Source organism: Leptospira sp. GIMC2001 (assembly GCF_028462125.1).
In the GTDB taxonomy this organism is placed as follows: Bacteria; Spirochaetota; Leptospiria; order Leptospirales; family Leptospiraceae.
The window spans coordinates 244,047-261,840 of sequence record NZ_CP115468.1 but is presented as its reverse complement, the minus strand read 5'-3'; the positions used below and the strand labels follow the sequence as shown (position 1 = coordinate 261,840).

The 17,794-nt window shown below is 35.3% G+C and carries 17 protein-coding genes; 11 read left to right on the top strand and 6 right to left on the bottom strand.

The features are described from left to right. Positions 1-170 precede the first annotated feature (170 nt). From O4O04_RS02730 to O4O04_RS02715, 4 genes are all read left to right on the top strand, one after another. On the top strand, positions 171-1,172 hold the full coding sequence (locus O4O04_RS02730) for a hypothetical protein (RefSeq protein ID WP_272534015.1): 1,002 nt from the start codon (positions 171-173) through the stop codon (positions 1,170-1,172). A 65-nt stretch (positions 1,173-1,237) separates the two neighbouring features. Then, positions 1,238-2,896, top strand: a complete 1,659-nt coding sequence (locus O4O04_RS02725) for a Na/Pi cotransporter family protein (RefSeq protein ID WP_272534014.1) — start codon at positions 1,238-1,240, stop codon at positions 2,894-2,896. Positions 2,897-3,200: 304 nt separating this feature from the next. After that, complete coding sequence (locus O4O04_RS02720; RefSeq protein ID WP_272534012.1) at positions 3,201-4,031, top strand: hypothetical protein; 831 nt, start codon at positions 3,201-3,203, stop codon at positions 4,029-4,031. A 209-nt stretch (positions 4,032-4,240) separates the two neighbouring features. Then, the gene (locus O4O04_RS02715; RefSeq protein ID WP_272534010.1) at positions 4,241-5,593 is read left to right on the top strand and encodes a sensor histidine kinase; all 1,353 of its coding nucleotides are present in this window, start codon (positions 4,241-4,243) and stop codon (positions 5,591-5,593) included. A 4-nt stretch (positions 5,594-5,597) separates the two neighbouring features. Here O4O04_RS02715 and O4O04_RS02710 read toward each other — a convergent pair whose 3' ends face one another. Further along, positions 5,598-7,613: an oxidoreductase gene (locus O4O04_RS02710; RefSeq protein WP_272534009.1), complete on the bottom strand. Its 2,016-nt coding sequence runs from the start codon at positions 7,611-7,613 to the stop codon at positions 5,598-5,600. Between the two features lie 79 nt (positions 7,614-7,692). Further along, on the bottom strand, positions 7,693-8,556 hold the full coding sequence (gene mtnP, locus O4O04_RS02705; RefSeq protein WP_272534007.1) for an S-methyl-5'-thioadenosine phosphorylase: 864 nt from the start codon (positions 8,554-8,556) through the stop codon (positions 7,693-7,695). 77 nt (positions 8,557-8,633) lie between these two features. Between mtnP and O4O04_RS02700 the strand changes: the two genes are divergently transcribed. Beyond that, complete coding sequence (locus tag O4O04_RS02700; RefSeq protein ID WP_272534005.1) at positions 8,634-10,058, top strand: DUF4139 domain-containing protein; 1,425 nt, start codon at positions 8,634-8,636, stop codon at positions 10,056-10,058. Here the strand turns inward: O4O04_RS02700 and O4O04_RS02695 are convergent. Next, positions 10,055-10,486, bottom strand: coding sequence for a hypothetical protein (locus O4O04_RS02695; protein WP_272534003.1), 432 nt, complete (start codon positions 10,484-10,486; stop codon positions 10,055-10,057). The genes O4O04_RS02700 and O4O04_RS02695 overlap by 4 nt on opposite strands. 234 nt (positions 10,487-10,720) lie before the next feature. On the opposite strand from O4O04_RS02695, the gene O4O04_RS02690 reads away from it, so the two are divergent. Genes O4O04_RS02690 through O4O04_RS02680 form a run of 3 tightly spaced genes read left to right on the top strand, consistent with a single transcriptional unit; the run spans position 10,721 to position 12,932 of the window. Further along, complete coding sequence (locus tag O4O04_RS02690) at positions 10,721-11,302, top strand: hypothetical protein (protein WP_272534001.1); 582 nt, start codon at positions 10,721-10,723, stop codon at positions 11,300-11,302. Beyond that, complete coding sequence (locus O4O04_RS02685; RefSeq protein ID WP_272533999.1) at positions 11,299-11,901, top strand: hypothetical protein; 603 nt, start codon at positions 11,299-11,301, stop codon at positions 11,899-11,901. Before O4O04_RS02690 ends, O4O04_RS02685 begins: the two co-directional genes overlap by 4 nt. Beyond that, positions 11,898-12,932, top strand: coding sequence for a CE1 family esterase (locus O4O04_RS02680; protein WP_272533997.1), 1,035 nt, complete (start codon positions 11,898-11,900; stop codon positions 12,930-12,932). Before O4O04_RS02685 ends, O4O04_RS02680 begins: the two co-directional genes overlap by 4 nt. Before the next feature lie 139 nt (positions 12,933-13,071). On the opposite strand, the gene O4O04_RS02675 is transcribed toward O4O04_RS02680, so the two are convergent. Next, complete coding sequence (locus O4O04_RS02675; protein WP_272533995.1) at positions 13,072-13,494, bottom strand: DUF423 domain-containing protein; 423 nt, start codon at positions 13,492-13,494, stop codon at positions 13,072-13,074. A 112-nt stretch (positions 13,495-13,606) separates the two neighbouring features. On the opposite strand from O4O04_RS02675, the gene O4O04_RS02670 reads away from it, so the two are divergent. After that, on the top strand, positions 13,607-13,939 hold the full coding sequence (locus tag O4O04_RS02670; protein ID WP_272533993.1) for a hypothetical protein: 333 nt from the start codon (positions 13,607-13,609) through the stop codon (positions 13,937-13,939). On the opposite strand, the gene O4O04_RS02665 is transcribed toward O4O04_RS02670, so the two are convergent. Next, positions 13,929-14,675 (bottom strand): hypothetical protein, encoded by a 747-nt coding sequence (locus O4O04_RS02665; RefSeq protein WP_272533991.1) that lies wholly within the window; start codon positions 14,673-14,675, stop codon positions 13,929-13,931. The two genes, O4O04_RS02670 and O4O04_RS02665, sit on opposite strands and share 11 nt — an antisense overlap. Next, the gene (locus O4O04_RS02660) at positions 14,672-15,559 is read right to left on the bottom strand and encodes a CPBP family intramembrane glutamic endopeptidase (RefSeq protein WP_272533989.1); all 888 of its coding nucleotides are present in this window, start codon (positions 15,557-15,559) and stop codon (positions 14,672-14,674) included. The genes O4O04_RS02665 and O4O04_RS02660 overlap by 4 nt, the downstream gene beginning before the upstream one ends. Before the next feature lie 121 nt (positions 15,560-15,680). On the opposite strand from O4O04_RS02660, the gene O4O04_RS02655 reads away from it, so the two are divergent. Together O4O04_RS02655 and O4O04_RS02650 are read left to right on the top strand one after the other, a co-directional pair. Then, positions 15,681-16,613, top strand: coding sequence for a LysM peptidoglycan-binding domain-containing M23 family metallopeptidase (locus O4O04_RS02655; protein WP_442915923.1), 933 nt, complete (start codon positions 15,681-15,683; stop codon positions 16,611-16,613). Between the two features lie 22 nt (positions 16,614-16,635). Further along, the gene (locus tag O4O04_RS02650) at positions 16,636-17,754 is read left to right on the top strand and encodes a polysaccharide deacetylase family protein (protein ID WP_272533987.1); all 1,119 of its coding nucleotides are present in this window, start codon (positions 16,636-16,638) and stop codon (positions 17,752-17,754) included. Positions 17,755-17,794 lie beyond the last annotated feature (40 nt).

Below are 17,794 nucleotides of genomic sequence, written 5' to 3'. Positions count from 1 at the left end.
TAAGGCATTTGAGAAATTAGTCTATAAATTCTTTTTTCCTAGCTTTCAGCTAAACTATATTTATTTATAAATTATAATAATAAAATTGAATTCTCTTTTGCTAATATTATTTGACAGAATATAATAATACTTGTCCAATGAGACAATACAAAAATTAATTTGGAGTAAAAATGAAAACAAAGATCACAAAAATTTTAATCGGTACGATTCTGGCGATCGCTGCTAGTTTCATGGTAATTTCCTGCGAGAAAAGTGAAGACGATAAGACAGCTGAGAATCTTCTTCTACTTAGTTTCTTAAGTGGAGGCGGTGGAACAGCGCAAGGAGAGACAGCTAGTAGCGTAAGAGTTGCCATAGCAGGGGTTTCAGCATCAATTCGAACTGCCTCTTCCCAAGCGAGCTTAATGAATTTTAAGAAAAAAATTCCCACTAAAGATGAGTTCATGGCAAAAATGCAGAATCAAATCATTCGTGAGAAAATTCTAAAAGATATAAGCCCAAAATCCTTTCCAACAGCTATTCAGACTGAAAGTGGATCTTGCACAGGTGGAACTTGCAATGCAACTTTAAATGGTGATGTGAACTGTCAACAAGGCGGCACTGCAACGCTTGATAAATTGGTAGTATCGTTGACTGCTCAAGGAACCGCAGGATACAAAGGTACAAGTAAAGGAAATATCAAGCTAACCAATTGCTCAAGTTATGGAGCAGATTATTTTAACTTTCCTAACTATGTTGGATCGGTCGCCACTGGAAATATATCCGTTGATAGTTCAAGTGATTACCAATTCAGTATAGGAGCAGGAACTACCCAAACTGAACAAAAATACGATATTAAGTTATTGGAAACTTCTAATATAGAATCCACCAATCTAAAAATTGGCAACGGAGCAGAAACAGTTTTGAGTGGTGTTAAATCATCCATTGATTTGCAGATCAATACTACTTTAACTAATTTTTCAACAACTACTGGAACCAATTCTTTCACATTCCAAGCTGATTACTCTGACATTTTAGTCGGAACAGCAGCGCTTACAGGAAGTATTGGAGGTGTAAATACTAATCTTACTAAAACTTACGCTGGCCAAACTTTCAAATATAGAGTAAACTGTGAATTTAAAATTGAGGCATCTGGAAATCCATCAAGTAAATGTGATGTAACCAATCTTTAAATAATTTACCAGCTTTAATTAATATTTTCCATTGATCACACGAGGTAATTGTTGTGACGTTTGAAATGTTCTGGAACAATTTCGATCAATGGAAATTTCTTGCCGGATTAGGAATTTTCTTATTCGGCATGTTTCTAATAGAAGAGGCAATCCGCAAACTTTCAGGCAAGGCTTTTCGACATTTTCTGCAAAAAGCAACTGACGGTCGTATCAAATCAATCAGCGCAGGAGCTGCAACAACAGCCGTTCTACAGAGCAGTTTTGCCGTTTCCTTGATGGCACTCGCATTTGTTGGCGCAAGAGTAATCTCGATGGAGAATGCGATCGGTGTTGTAATCGGATCAAATCTTGGAACAACAGGTACAACTTGGATTGTTGCAAGTGTTGGATTCAAAGTCAATATTGAATCCTTTGCGATGCCAATGATTGGTTTAGGTGGACTCGGAACGATTCTACTAGGTAAATCCGAAAGATATTCTAATCTAGCAAAACTGGTATCGGGTTTTGGATTTCTTTTCATGGGACTTGACTACATGAAAGTATCCGTTACGGATTTCACGGATCGAATTGATTTGGCACTGATTCCAAATTATGGGAAATTAGTGTATCTTATGTTAGGTGCAATGGTTACGGCAATAATGATGTCTAGCTCAGCATCTCTAGCAATAGCAATGACAACTTTTCATGCAGGAATCATGGACTACACTTCCACCTGTGCTTTTTTCATCGGAGCAAACATCGGAAACGTCCTTCCTCTAATTCTCACATCAATTGGTGGAACTCCAATTCGAAAAAGAGTTGTAGCTGGTCATTTTTTCTTCAATGTCATAACAGGATTTATAGCATTTTTATTATTACCAGCAATAGGATACTTTATAAACTATTTAGAATTATCTAGAGAAAGTCAAGTTCAAGGACTCGCCCTATTCCATACTGTATTCAACGGATTAGGGATTGTAATTTTCGCTCCTTTATTGAATACTTTTACTAGATATCTAAATCTTCTTTTTCCAGATTCACAAAAGTCATATGCCGTGTATCTTACAAATACAGCCCCAATCTATCCTGAAGCAGGAATTGAATCATTGCATAAGGAAGTTCAAAGATTGCTTTTTATTGTGCTCTACCACAATTCGCTAATTGTTCTAGGCAAGGAAAAAGTTCTGGAAATTTTTAATTTTTTTCCTCGGGATTTAAATCTGGATCAGAATCAAAAACCAAATGAAATTTATCATTATATCAAGTCCTTGCAGGTCGAGATATTTAGTTATTCTTCACAATTACAGGAACATGAACTAGGTCATAACGATTCAGAGAAAATCCAACAACTGAGTTTATCATCTCAAAGTCTCTTGTATTCAGCCAAATATATAACATACTTGATTGAAGATTGGGAAAATTTACAAGATTCAGATAATAAATTTTTGGATGCTGAGATTGTATCCTTGCAAGACTACTTCACACAATCACTAAAACCAATATTACAAAATTGGCAAGTAGATGAATATCTTCCATCGTCCTTAATTTCTTTGGAAGAAAATAGAATTCGCGAAGCAAGACAAATGAATTTTACCAATCGGATCAGCTTAGGACTTGTAAAGAAATTATTTCCAAAGATATTATTCTCGACAATTCTTAATACTCAACGGGCAATTTATCAATCTTTTGATCATCTTTTTACCGCAATTCAGAATCTATATCCAATTACACCAAAAGATGAATAATTTTTTCAAATTTATGTTTTGATGATGAATTAGCACAGATTGCATAGATTCTGAAATCTAATTTGTCTCGCCGAGAATAATGTTTGGTGATTGGATGGATTTTGGAAACCAGGACAGGGCTTAAGCCCCGTCCCACCAGATAGATTATATTCTTGACTTAATCTCTATTAAACAATTGGTTCCAACTCTTGGATATAGTAATTAAGCAGGAAGCTCCCTTGATACAAAAAGTAACACAAAGATTATTCACCTTATCAGAGAAATAATTTCCTTGTTATTTCCTAGTCAAAAGTAAAATAAAACCATGATAGTAAAACAATTCTTAATCGTAGGTGCATCAGGAGAAGCAGGTCAGAGCGCAATTCAGGCAATTAGAAGTCTAGATAAGTCAGCAATTATCATCGGAACCACTACGGGAGTCAATGATATCATTGGAGTAGATTTTACCTTACATAATGTACGAGCAGATCAGTCAATTGTCCAGCTTATATTGAGTCAGATGTCCAAAGTTGGACATGAGCCAGAATTTGAAGCAATTATTTATACTCCCGCTCTAGGAGAAGTAGGAATTCCAATAGCTAACACGACAAAGCATGCGCTAGAGGAATCCCTTGCAATTTCGTATGACCCGATGATTCTTTTAGAGAAGAAATTTGAACCTAAGAAAATGGTAGCTTATTCAGCATTTTATTGGCTTGATCATACCAAATCCTTTTACGGTGCGATGGGTCATGTAAAAAGAATCATGGACGAATGGGCAATAGCCAAACCGACATCGAGAAAAATCGTTCGAGCAGGAACATTTTTTTCTCAAAGCGTTAGAGGAATATCCATAGTTCTACAAAGGATGATGAAGAAAACGAATGATCCAGAACTACTTGAATTAAAAAAAGCTTATGAATCTTCCAATTCCAAATTTTTAGATTTCTTTCTCCAATATGCTTGGGATCACGAAAAAGCTGCATTTTCCTCAAATTTCCCCGCAATTGCTTATAGACCAACTAAGCGAGACGATCTTAGCCGTGGACTCATTGCAGTCTTAAAAGGAACTTCTCCCATAACATCTGTATTAGGTGATTGGACTTGGGAAGAGAATCAACTACCTGTCCTTCCTGATTGGTTCACAAGAATTTAAAATGCCTGTAAGGGCATGAATTTTTATTTGATTTGTCAATTTTTTATTAATTGACAAATTTTCATCTAAAATCTTATATTTCTTTCAAGGTAATAATTTTAAATCTTCCTTTCTAAAAGTTACGTTAATTGCAGTACGTTCACTTAGCATTCCAGTTTGTGGATTCTAGAAAGTTTTCGTACGATTTAGAAAGATTCCAACAATAATTTATGATCATTGAGCCTGTTAAGAAAATATTACTTGTTGAAGACGATGCTATCATAGCGATCTCAGAAAAAAGAATTCTAGAACGAAATGGCTTTAATTTGAGTCATGCTTTGTCTGGTGAAGCTTGTTTAGATCTTCTTAGTAAGGATTCAAATTTCGACCTAATTCTTATGGATATTGATCTGGGTACCGGATTAGATGGAACTGATACCGCTAAGAAATTATTGGAAAAATTCGATATACCGATAATATTTTTATCTAATCACACGGAACCTGACATTGTCAAAAAAACCGAATCCATAACTTCATATGGCTATATAGTTAAGAATACAGGAGAAACTGTATTAATCGCATCAATTAAAATGGCTTTTCGACTCAAGAAATCCAATGAGCACTTTAGACTGACATTTGAAAATTCTAAAGATGCAATTCTATTAGCTGATGATAATGGCAACTATGTTAACATGAATGCTGCTGCGATTAGAATGTTTGAAATAAAAGAGAAGGACATCAGCAAAGTTAAAATCACAGATCTAAATATTATTGAATCAAACAAGAATGTTCATGAAATGTATCAAGATTATATAGACAAAGGTTCCGATACGGGAACAATCAAATTCCGCTTATCCAATGGTGAGATACGAATCGCTGAGTACAATGCATTTCAAATTGCACCTAATCTCCATCAAAGTATTTTACGAGATATAACATTTCAGAGAAAAGCTGAGAAAGAACTACAAAAAACATTGCAAGAGAAAACAACATTGATGCAAGAACTGCAGCATCGTATTCGAAATAGTTTTGCAATGATTATTGGCTTCATAAATTTAGAAAAAGAAAAAGTTGGAACAAAAGATACAGTTCAATCTCTTGATGATTTAGAAGGAAGAATCAGATCATTGATGAAACTCTATGATCTACTTCTTAAATCGGATAACAATTCTGATATTTCTTTAAAGTATTATACTGAATATCTACTGGAATCCTATGATAAATCTTTCACGCTCAATCGTGCAACAATATCGATCGAATTGGATTTGGATGACATAGTCGTTTCATCCCGAGAAGCAACTTCTTGGGGATTGATACTCAATGAATTGATCACGAATTCGATAAAGTATGCTTTCCCACACAACTACATAGGATTACTTAAAATTTCTCTGAAAAAAACAAACGGTAAATTGAAATTAGAATTTTCTGATAATGGAATTGGTCCTAATCCAAGTTTTGATATCAAAAATAGTGAAACATTTGGATTAGGAATTAATATTATTAAAATGCTAGCAGAACAATTGAATGCTTCTTTTATCTACGAAAGAAATGACTGGACTACATTCAAGATCGTAGTCCAATAATTGCCTATAAAGTTACTGCCAATCGAGTTCCTTGATCAATAGCTCGCTTTGCATCAAGCTCTGCGGCTAAGTCTGCTCCTCCCACAAGATGAACTGGCAATCCCGCTTTTTCCAAATCTTCTTTGAGTTCTCGAAGAGGATCTTGACCAGCACAAATTACAACCGACTCAGCTGGAATTGATCTCTCTTTTCCTTTCACTTCAATTATAATATTTCCGTTTTCAATCTTTTTGTAAACTACTCCCGAAATCTGTTCTACCTTCCGATCTATCAGAGTAGTTTTATGGATCCAACCCGTTGTTTTTCCAAGATTTGAACCAAATTTATTATTTGATCGCTTAAGCATTGTTACTGTGCGCGGCGATTTATAATCAATTTTTTGGGAGAGTCCACCATCCTTTGATATGGAAGTGTCAATCCCCCATTCCTCAAGATAATGCTTAGTGTCAAACGGATGACCTGCGTCCGTAAGATAGATACTAACATCAAAACCGATTCCACCAGCGCCAATGACAGCAACTGTTTTGCCTACTGGCTTTTTATTCAAAACCAAGTCCACATAACTCAAAACATGTGGTGAATCAATTCCTGGAATTTCTGGTTTTCTAGGCACTACACCTGTCGCAAGAATGACTTCATCATATCCTTCATCGATCAATTCTTTCGCAGTTATTCTTTTATTTAAAATGAGTTGAACACCAAATTTTTCGATCATTTTGCCAAAGTACCGAATAGTCTCATTGAATTCTTCTTTTCCAGGAATTTGTTTCGCAATATTCAATTGTCCACCAATACGATCCATAGACTCGTAAAGTGTTACACTATGTCCGCATTCAGCCGCTGTTGTTGCCGTAGCTAATCCTCCTGGACCTGCACCTACAACTGCAATTTTTTTCTTCTTGGTCGTTTGCTTAATAATCAATTCTGTCTCGAAGCAAGCTCGAGGATTCACTAGACAACTTGCAATTTTCCCAACAAAGATATGATCCAAACATGCTTGATTGCAAGCGATGCATGTATTGATCTCATCTGCTTTGTCCTCAGCTGCTTTGTTCACAAAATATGGATCAGCGAGAAATGGACGTGCCATAGATACCATGTCAGCATCACCTCGTGCTAGGACTTCTTCTGCAGTCGCTGGGTTATTGATACGATTGGAAGTTACTAGCGGTATCGAGACTTTTCCTTTTACTTTGGCTGTAACCCAAGTAAATGCAGCCCTTGGCACCATCATACCTATTGTAGGAATTCTTGCTTCATGCCATCCAATTCCAGTGTTGATTATCGTAGCTCCAGCCTTCTCTACTTCTTTTGCAAGGTGAATAACCTCATCAATATTGCCGCCATCCTCAACTAGATCTAACATCGATAAACGATAAATGATAATAAAATTTTTACCAACTTTAGCACGTACAGCCTTAATAGTCTCCAGAGCTAAACGAATTCGATTCTCAAAACTTCCACCCCATTCATCATCGCGATCGTTTGTTTTCGTTGCGATGAATTGATTGATTAGATAACCTTCCGATCCCATGATTTCTACACCATCGTAACCTGCTTCTTGGCAATAAGCTGCACAATTCGCAAAATCTTCGATTGTTTGTAAAATTTCTTCATGAGTCAATTTATGAGGTTTGTATAGATTGATCGGAGCTCTTTGTAATGAAGCGCCTACAGCTTTATCATGATAAGCATATCGACCTGTGTGAAGAATCTGAAGACAAATCTTACCTCCATGATCATGAACGGCCTTAGTAACAATTTTATGCTTGGCTGCTTCTTCTGAAGAATCCATGATTCCAGCACCTTTTCCTACACGTCCGGCTTCGTTAGGCGCAATGCCACCCGTTACAATTAGTCCTACTCCACCCTTTGCGCGCTCTCCATAAAAAGCTGCCATTCGTTCATAACCATTGGGAGCTTCTTCCAAACCGGTATGCATTGAGCCCATAATCACTCTGTTCTTTAATGTCGTAAAACCCAAGTCAAGAGGAGCGAGTAAGTGAGGATATTTATTCATGGTTACCTTTTTTATATTAATTTAATTCTAGTTTTTACTAAGAAAGATTTCAAATGAAAAATCTTGATTATCATTTTTCTTAAAAATATTCAGGGAAAAGAACTTTTAATTTCATTACTTGTTCTGGATTTCTTTTCTCTGGTGCAGTCACGATTGAGTATTTGGTTGTACCGATCAAACTCACATCATCACCATTGCCGAGTTCCGGTATCAATTCGGCTAACAGTGTTTTGGCTGTATCCGCATTCTGAGTTAGATTCTTAATTACCATTTCAAGTGTAACATGTTCTTCATCTTCTTTCCAGCAATCATAATCTGTAGACATGCAGACCATCTGGTAGGCAATCTCAGCTTCTCGAGCTAATTTAGCTTCAGGAAGAACGCTCATATTAATTATATCTGCGCCCCAAGATCTATACATATGTGATTCGGCACGAGTTGAAAATAACGGACCTTCCATACAAATCAATGTCTTCTCTGTATGAAGCTTCAATTTTATTTTTTCTGCAACCTTCTCTATTCTTTTTGCAAGGCTTATTGAAAAAGGATCTGCAAATGGAGCATGTGCAACTACACCATTTTCAAAAAAACTAGACGGGCGAGCCTTCGTTCTATCTATAATTTGATTGGGAAGAACAAAATCCCGAGGTGCAATTTCTTGACGAAGACTTCCAACGGAAGAAAAAGATACAATTTCTTCGACTCCCAAGTTACGAAGTGCACAGATATTTGCTTGTGCTGGAATATCCGATGGGGAAATAAAATGACCTTTACCATGTCGAGGTAAGAAGGCAATCTCTTTACCTTTAAATCGCCCAATTGTGATCACATCAGATGGTTTACCCCACGGTGTATCTGAATGAATTTCTCGCAAAATTTCCATTCCATCTAAGGAATACAATCCTGTTCCACCGATGATTGCTATTTTAACTTTCTCTTGCATAGGGACAAATTAGTTATGGCTTTTTGGATTGCATCAGTTTTTTTATTGTTCACAATGGCAATGAGGAGTTATCTTTCATGCCAATTTCCAAAAAAATAATTTTCGGACTTTTTGTAATCGCACTATCGCAATCAACCTTCGCTGATGAATCAAGTTCAGCCTCCGATCGAAAAACTATTTCTGTAACTATCTACAATGGAGGAATGGGACTTGTTCGCGAAACAAGAAATATTTCCCTTCCAAAAGGACGCAGCACCTTACGCTACGAAGATGTAGCTTCTTCTATTCTTCCACAGACTGTCCGTGTATCCCCTGCTAAAGGATCATCAGAATTTGATGTTTTTGAACAAAATTTTGAATATGATCTCATATCTAACCAGAGATTACTAGAAAAATATGTAGGAAAAGAAGTCACTTTAATTACCACCAATTCAAAGTCAGGTGAACAAATTTCAACAAAAGCCAAATTGATCGCTTATAATGATGGACCAGTCTATGAAATCGGTAACACGATCGCGCTCAATCATCCAGGACGTGTAGTTGTATCATCTATTCCAGAGAATCTATTCTCCAAACCAACACTTGTATGGGAACTATCCAGCAAAGAAGCAGGATCTAAATCTATGGAAGTTTCTTATCAAACTGGTGGAATGAATTGGTCTGCAGACTACAATTTAAATATCAATGACAAAGAAGATTCAACAGATATTCAATCTTGGGTAACGCTCAGTAACTCTAGCGGTGCAGCTTTTCCAAAAGCTAACCTTCAATTGGTTGCAGGAAAAATTCAATTGATTTCATCCAATCGAATACAAGAAAATAATTATCAAGTGAGAAAGAAAACAACTTTTGCAGTTGCGGATGGAATGGAATCTCCTGCCTTCGAGCAAGAAAATCTTTCTGAATACTATTTGTACAGTTTAGATCAACCAACAGACATTGGATCTCAGCAGACTAAGCAAGTTCAACTTTTCAGTGAAAAATCAATTAAAATTGAAAAGAAATTTATTTTTGAAAATCTACCGATGTATTCCAATAACGAAAAAAAATTCAATAATGCAACAGTCCGCTATGATATTCATAATACCAAGAAGAACAACCTTGGCAGACCACTCCCCGCTGGCACAGTAAGATTGTTTAAAGCAGATTCCAAAGGGAGACAACAGCTATTAGGTGAAGATTCCATAGACCACACTCCAAATAATGAATGGGTGCGTGTAAGTACAGGTTCAGCATTTGATGTAGTTGCAAATGGTAGGCAAATGTCTTTTGAGCAATTCAAAATATCTAATGGATTTAAAGCAAGTTATGAAGTAGACATTCGAAATCGCAAGAAAGAGGCAATCACTGTCAGGTTCTATGCAAATACATATGGAGAATGGAAAATTACTAACAATTCACATTCCTTTGAGAAAGAATCACAATACAAAGTGTATTTCGATATCAAGATTCCAGCAGACGGAGTCGAGAAATTGAAATACACGATTGAGAATCAGACTTAATTATAAGGAATATTTCCTTTAGGAAACAACTTATCCTTTTCTGCTTCAGATGGAAATCTTGATGCCAGAACAAGGATAAGTACAATCGATATGATTAATGATTCTTGTTTTCCAGTGATGAAGAAAAACACACCATTCAATAGCGCGCTACTTTCCAAGATTGCTAATTGAATGATCTTGAGCGTCTGGTAACCGGAATCTCGGTCATTTTGTTTTATCATCGATTTAGATAAAAACGACGGTAAGAAAAATGCCGCAACGGATGCCATGATTCCAAAAACCAATCCTACCAAGTAGAAAACTTCATTTTCCGTAACCAATCGTTCTTTTAAAACAGTCGAGCATAAAATAATAAATGCTGTTGGACCAAAAGTTAATGCGATATGTATAATTCTGATTGTTTGAATGTTCGATGCGCCATTTGACATTGATTAAATTTCCTTTGTAGCGATGTACTGTGAAAATTGAATTGATATTGTCTAATCAGTCAATTTTTTTTTATATTTTATTTATATTCTATTGCTAAATAATTTCAGCTTTTAACTAAAATTATCTAATAATAAAAAGATTTAGAATTTTTAAAAATAGCTTGTTGTAGAAGGCATTTGAACAAACTTTACCTTGTGCATCACTTCATTAGGTGGATATTATTATTTTTAATAGTGAGCTCGATCAATTGTGCTCGATTCAAATTATACAAGGATATCAATCTATCACCATTACCCGTCTATGACGTAGAAATTGCTTACGAATTGTATGGATGGGAGATAGAAAATAATGGAAAACACGTTTCAACCATATTAAGAAGGATTCACACCACGGACGTTTTTCGACGATTTACTTCTGCAACTAAGTCAGAGACTGAATTTAGAATTCAAATCGTGTATGAAGATAGTCGTTCTCTTGGGATAGTATTCGACCAACCGGAGCATCCTCTGAGTCATCGAATAGAAAATAATCCTATTGAGTATATAATTTATATTGGCAATAGAATATTCAGCATCCAGTCTGGACTAGTCATTCCAGTTTATAAGAGAAACAATGATCTTATAAGATTTCGATTGTGGAAGAAAAATAAATTTCTAACAGAAGTTGAATGCAGTGTAGACCATTTTCAAGTTTTTGGTTGGTTACCTTTATTTCTTATTCCGTTTGATGATAGGCAATCTATTCAAAATAGATATCAAGACTGCACTGATTATTTTCTTCGTTCAAAAGAATTGGAGTCTCATCTAATTTTATGAATCAGAAAATAGTTCTTAATGCGGAATTCAAATACAATTCAAATTTACCCGTACGTTTTATACTTTCATCTTTAAAATTAATTTTTTTGATCTCACTCTGCTTTAGTTTTATGTCCTGTATTGCATATTCAAATCCAGAATTAATCAATCTCAAAATCTCAACGCCAAGTATCCAAAGACCCTTTCAGATTGATTGGATAGGATTTGCTAAGTATCCGAAAGAGAAAGAATTATTAAAACAGACATTTGTTGAAATGGGAATTACGGAATCAAAACAATCTATAGAAATATTGGAAATCATGTTAGAAGAACGGGAGGTGTTTTACGACTACCCTGCTCTGCATTTTGGTAACTTTGTTTTGAGTTTTATAAGTGGGACGGCAATTCCATTTCACACAATTACCGAGCATTCGGTTTCTATACGCGTTCGAGGTTTAAACGGAATAAAATTTGAATCGGAATCCGTGTTAGTTCTCAATCAATGGCGAGGTATACTTTTAGTTCCTCTAACGCCTTTCTTCTGGCCATCTTTAGAATTTAAAAGAATTTTAGAATTAGAAGTAAAAAAAATAATGTGCGAATATGAGAAAAAGATATGAACAGATATGTTTTTTCTAACCCAATATCTCTTTCTGAAATTTTTGTCCGTATGGTTAAAATAACTATTTTACTCAATCTTTTTCTTATTTTTGGATGCCATCATATAAGAGACTATCGTATTTCTCAAAGAGTGAACGTTCTGAGTAAGACTATTTTCTCAGGTGGCATAAAGAGAAGTTACCATATCTATATTCCGAATTCGGTGATTGATACGACTCAGAACTCAGATCTAAACCAGGATAATTCAATTCAGAAAATTCAAAATACTGTTAATCATAACAAATATGGTTTAATTCTATTCTTACATGGAAGATACGGAACTGGAAGACAAGCGATGATCCAATCCGACTTCAATTCCGTAGCTGATAAACATAAGTTAATTATAATATATCCGGATGGTTTTGATCGAAGCTGGGCTGACGGAAGAGGAGGAACGCCTGCTGATCGCAAAGGAATCGATGATGTCGGATTTATTGAAGAAATAATTAAAAATTCATTAGTCGATTATCCAATTGATGAATCCAGAATCTTTATAAGCGGACATTCAAATGGGGGATTTATGACCCAAAGAATGCTGCTAGAAAAAACAGAATTATTCCGTGCAGGAGCAAGCGTTGTATCTCAACTATCTGAAAATTTGCTTAGGAAATATAGACCATCAAAACCCCTATCTGTCTTATTTATAAATGGTACAGAAGATCCACTTGTTCCTTATTATGGAGGTTATGTGTCCGATAATGGACTGATACTAAGTGCCGAAGAAAGTTTTGATCGATGGGTTCAGTGGAATGGTTGCATCGGCAAAGGTTCCATTTCAAAACAAAACTCGAATCTTTCGGATAAAACTTCTCTAGTATACAACTTGCACAACAATTGTGATAATAATACATCAGTTGGAATCATAAAAATCATAGGTGGCGGACACTCTTGGCCTGGTAAAATGGACGAGATTCCTTTTATTGATTTAGGCAATCCTACTTATGAGATAAATGGAGCTGATACGATTTGGAATTTTTTTGAATCAATCTGAATCAAAGGGAGAATCTATGTTTGGAATCAATAGCAACAAAAAAGCTATACTAACTTCACACAATGGAAAAATATAAAGAATGGTATTCCACCTAACCCTTTTAATTTTGATTTTTATCTTCCATATATTATCAAATCATTTATTTTCTTACGGAGCTAATGGCAAATAGTAACCAACCAATCATAAATGATATGCCACCGAATGGAGTGATTGCTCCAAGAATTCTGATTCCCGTAAAAGCAAGAATATACAAACTACCAGAGAAAACAAAAATTCCAATCAGAAACGCCCAACCAGAAGATTGCAAAAATTTAAAACTTTTAATGGAACTTTGATTTAGAATTGCATCAGGAAATTTTATTATGTTCATGATACCGACTATTAGAATTGCAAAGCTATGATAGAAATGATAACGGTTTCCTGTTTCGTAGATTTTGAGAAGATCATCAGTGAGCATTGCTTTCAAAGCATGTGCACCAAAAGCTCCAAGAACAACTGCGAATAAAGCAGAGATCGAACCGATCACAATCCAATTTATAGATTTTCCAGAATTTTGATTCATTTTTCAATACTCCTATAACTTTCATAATTTGAAATGCTCGAAATCACTCTAGCACAATTTTGGGACAGAATTAATCGATTGACAATTCGTTGATTTTTTAGATTTTTCTTCTATGTCTCAAGATGATATTCCTAAAACAAAATTTATACGCGTCTGGAAACAGCTAAAGGTTGATGATATAAAGAAAAATATTCTATACGTGGACGATTTATACGCAACTTGTGGGAACTGCAAACGATTGGGTCTGAATTATTTGAAAGATAAATCCTGTCCTGATTGCAAAACGGAATTTATTTACCTCGCATCTAATTCCAAAAATCCAAGTGAGATTGGTAAGATGCTGAGTCGCTTGGATAAGGAAGGTATCGATCTTATAATGATCGACCGAGAAGATTTCGAAAGATCCAGTGCAAGCGATGCTGCTAGAAATCTATTCAAAAACTGAATGTATATGAAAATTCTGCAACTTTGTTATGCGATGCAGTGTCTTGTTGAGAACCAATCATTCTATACAGTCGCGTAACAGCAAGTGCTCCGAAAATTGCTCCAGCATCTGGACCTCTGTGAAGCTCGGGTGGACCGGAGCGATTCAATAAATTATCCCATAGCGATTTTCTCGGTGCTTTACCACTTGCATAAGCATAAGCTCCACCAACCAAAACTAAATCCACTGCAATATATATTAACGATGACCAGAATGTATCACGATTTGTATAAATGGGTGAGTTGTAAGAATTGTAAATTACACTCAAAGATGGTTGAATCAAATTCAACCCATGGGAATAGAAATAATTTTTCTTATCAATTTTTCTAGCTTCAGGATTCTCTGGATTTTTGAGAAGCTCTGCTTCAAGAATCTGTTTCCACATTTTCTCAGAACCACGCTTAGAACTTTCGATTCGTATAATTGAATCAACAGAATTTTGGCTCATTCTACCAATATAGATTTTATAATAGAATGGTGAGAAAGCTTTATCCGTATATTTATGAATAAATCCGCCAGTCTTAGGATCGCTATAATATCCATCTGGATCAATTTTAGATAGTACTGCAATGATTTGAATATTCGCATCTTCTACAGACTTAGAAACTTCAATTACTTCTGCGGATTCTAAACGATTGATACCAGAAAGAATCAAGGACAATACTATAACTATTGATAATATTCTAAAGTTTCTCATGTAATCTTATCTCCCACGAAATAGGCTAGAACAAGCCCAATGCTATTGTAGGTTGCATGAGCGATGATTGGAACCCAAATATTTCCTGAACGTAAATAAAGACTTCCAAAATAATAACCAACTCCGGAAAGCAATACTGGAATGATTGGCGACGCATCGAAAGAAAAATGCATTGCACCAAATAACAAAGATGTTATGAGTAATCCTTCTTTTGCCAATCCTTTAGAAATATAATGCCTAAGTAGCATACCGCGAAAAAACCACTCTTCTACTAAACCAGTAACAAGACCCACACTGTATACACTCCATGCAAGTAGAGTTGTGTTGTCTTTTAAATTCTGAAACAATAACAACTGGAATTCATTATTCTTAGGTTTATAGTCGATTAGGTGCAAAAACAGACCAGCCGTCATCACTATCATAAACACAGTGATCCCACCAATTACACCGAATCCAACAATATTGATGCCGAATTTGTCTTCCAATTTAGAAATCGGAATCTGCATCCTGCGACCGAGAAAATAGTATCCTGGCACAAGAAAAGCGATCACCCAAGTCAAGCTCGACCAGAACAAAATTCCTGGCCTTTCGTTAAAAACAATCTCCAAGTATCGAGAATTCACTTTCTGCGGATCGTTTTTCAAATCTTCTGTCAATTCAACAGTTAGGGGTTTCTGTAACTCTAAGAGTTCATCGAAAGATTTACCTGCCAATTCATCTGAAGGAAGTCTATCCTGAAGTATAATGAACTGCATTGTCGATTGAACCAGAAGCAACATTATGAGGGTTCCGAAGAAAATTAAACCCAGATGAACTAATAAAATCGGAAAAGAATCGGATTTTTGAGGGGGTTGATTGATTACAGGCTTTTCCGTAGTCTCCATGATTACTTAAACAGAGTTCATTTTTGGGATTCTGGCGTCATTGATTTTTTGAAATCGGTCGATGCTATATGTAAGTGAATCCTGAATTCACAAAAGTTAGCGAGAATCGAAAGTAAAACCTATGATAAACATATTCCAATTGCTCGAGTATTTTTCTAGTTTCATCAGAATTGTCCTTGCTGTGTACTTTTTTCTACAGATGGTAACTCAGCTAGGTGCAAGTCCAATGTATCTTGCGAATTTGGAATATTCCAATCCTAAACTTAAATCATTACGCAATGATGTTAAGGAAAATCTTCGAGCTTCAAGATCGCACAATGAAAATATACAATTAACAAAACTTGAATTTTATGTTTATACCGTTAGTAAGAGTGATAATTTTTTTACAATTATGGCAAGAACAGGAATGAATTTAGATAGTTTATCGTCTGTCAATGAACTTGCCTCTCCTCAAGATATCTTTCCAGGTCAGAAAATTTTGATTCCAAACATGAGAGGTGTCTATTATAACAAAGAAATACAAACCAATTCAGATAAGGAAAGAATTGCGATTGCAAAAGAATTTAAAACCTTACCAGAGAAATTATTTTTTGACGAATCAAGATCAAAATGGTTTGTTCCTGGCGGAGACCTTCAAGGTCGGGAAAAAATGTTCTTCTATGGATTTGGATTTGCCAAACCATTACTCGCGAGTGTTCTGAGCTCAGGATTTGGTAAAAGAAATGATCCATTTACTAGAAATGAAACATTTCACGGAGGAGTTGATTTAGCTGCGCCTCAGGGAACACCTGTCTTCGCATCAGCCGATGGAGAAATTATTTTTCGTAATAAAAAAGGTGGTTATGGTAATCTAATTATCATAAAACATGAATTAGGTTACGAAACTAGATATGGACACCTTAGTAAATTTCTTGTTAAAATGGGAACTAAAGTAAAAAAAGGAGATAAAATTGGTGAAGTTGGTCATACAGGACGAGCAACTGGTGATCATTTGCATTTTGAAGTTAGAAGGTTCTCCAAAAGACAAAAACCTGTTTTTACAGGACACCTTTAAAATTTCGTTCATTCTTTCCTTTATGCGGTCACTTATCCCTTTTATTATTTTAAGTCTATGCATTTTTTCTAATCTATTCGCAAAAGAAAATAAATCCGGTTCCAATCCTAAGAATAATTTAAAAAATCCAATCATCAAAATTCCAGAATCTGAAAAAATCTTTTACTCAGGTCGATCCAAATTTGATTCTACAAAACCGGATGAACTAGGTTTGATTCCTATAATTACTTATCACAAGATTCTTCCAAAAGAAAATCTTATGAAGAGAAGCGCTCAGAATTTTCGAAAGGATTTAGATTTTCTAAAAAAGCACAATTTCTATTTCATTCGGGCTCAAGATTTATATGAAGGATGGATTGATATTCCTCAAGGCAAAATTCCAGTTCTATTGACTTTCGATGATTCGCATATATCGCAATTCAATTTCTTGAACAATGGCAAAATCGATCCTGATTCAGCCATTGGAATCTTAGAGAATTTTAAATCACAATATCCAACCTATCCGCTAACGGCTGTCTTCTTTGTTACTCCTTGTCAAGGCAAGCCGAACAATCTGTTCGGTCAAGAACAATTAACTAAGAAAAAACTAAACTATCTTATCAGTCATGGATACGAAATTGAAAACCATTCTTGCGCTCATCCTGATTATCAGAAAACACCAATCGACTCTATAACATCAGATTTATCCCTGTCACAGAAAAAAATTCGTGAATTTCTTCCGGGATACAATTACAATTTTCTTGCAACGCCTTATGGTGGATATCCCAACAAAAAATATTGGAACCAATTAGAAACATTTCCAAATACATTCACAAAAAATAAAAACTCGAATAAGATTTCTACCAAAGCTTACAATCATAATTTAATTTTTGATTATTCGAATCGATTATCACTCTCTCCATTCTCCTCTGCCTTTCGAACGAATCGCGTGAGGAGAATCCATGGACATGAAGTTTCACTCCAGGAACTAAAAAATTCAATAGTTAATAAAGAAATTCGACTTTTTGTAAGTGATGGTGATCCAAGAACCGTCACCATCAGGAAAAACGAATCCAATCTTTTAAAATTTGATAAAACAAAAAAACTTGTTATTGCACCCAATAGATTGAATACTTATAAATTGATTGAGCATTCTAAATAGAGATTTCTATTTATTGCAATTATATCTTTAGTAGAATGGG

Excerpts from the sequence above, each read along its gene's own strand:
- O4O04_RS02730 (WP_272534015.1), top strand. The coding sequence starts at position 171 with ATGAAAACAAAGATCACAAAAATTTTAATCGGTACGATTCTGGCGATC.
- O4O04_RS02725 (WP_272534014.1), top strand. The coding sequence starts at position 1,238 with ATGTTCTGGAACAATTTCGATCAATGGAAATTTCTTGCCGGATTAGGA.
- O4O04_RS02720 (WP_272534012.1), top strand. The coding sequence starts at position 3,201 with ATGATAGTAAAACAATTCTTAATCGTAGGTGCATCAGGAGAAGCAGGT.
- O4O04_RS02715 (WP_272534010.1), top strand. The coding sequence starts at position 4,241 with ATGATCATTGAGCCTGTTAAGAAAATATTACTTGTTGAAGACGATGCT.
- O4O04_RS02710 (WP_272534009.1), bottom strand. The coding sequence starts at position 7,613 with ATGAATAAATATCCTCACTTACTCGCTCCTCTTGACTTGGGTTTTACG.
- mtnP (WP_272534007.1), bottom strand. The coding sequence starts at position 8,556 with ATGCAAGAGAAAGTTAAAATAGCAATCATCGGTGGAACAGGATTGTAT.
- O4O04_RS02700 (WP_272534005.1), top strand. The coding sequence starts at position 8,634 with ATGCCAATTTCCAAAAAAATAATTTTCGGACTTTTTGTAATCGCACTA.
- O4O04_RS02695 (WP_272534003.1), bottom strand. The coding sequence starts at position 10,486 with ATGTCAAATGGCGCATCGAACATTCAAACAATCAGAATTATACATATC.
- O4O04_RS02685 (WP_272533999.1), top strand. The coding sequence starts at position 11,299 with ATGAATCAGAAAATAGTTCTTAATGCGGAATTCAAATACAATTCAAAT.
- O4O04_RS02680 (WP_272533997.1), top strand. The coding sequence starts at position 11,898 with ATGAACAGATATGTTTTTTCTAACCCAATATCTCTTTCTGAAATTTTT.
- O4O04_RS02675 (WP_272533995.1), bottom strand. The coding sequence starts at position 13,494 with ATGAATCAAAATTCTGGAAAATCTATAAATTGGATTGTGATCGGTTCG.
- O4O04_RS02670 (WP_272533993.1), top strand. The coding sequence starts at position 13,607 with ATGTCTCAAGATGATATTCCTAAAACAAAATTTATACGCGTCTGGAAA.
- O4O04_RS02665 (WP_272533991.1), bottom strand. The coding sequence starts at position 14,675 with ATGAGAAACTTTAGAATATTATCAATAGTTATAGTATTGTCCTTGATT.
- O4O04_RS02660 (WP_272533989.1), bottom strand. The coding sequence starts at position 15,559 with ATGGAGACTACGGAAAAGCCTGTAATCAATCAACCCCCTCAAAAATCC.
- O4O04_RS02655 (WP_442915923.1), top strand. The coding sequence starts at position 15,681 with ATGATAAACATATTCCAATTGCTCGAGTATTTTTCTAGTTTCATCAGA.
- O4O04_RS02650 (WP_272533987.1), top strand. The coding sequence starts at position 16,636 with ATGCGGTCACTTATCCCTTTTATTATTTTAAGTCTATGCATTTTTTCT.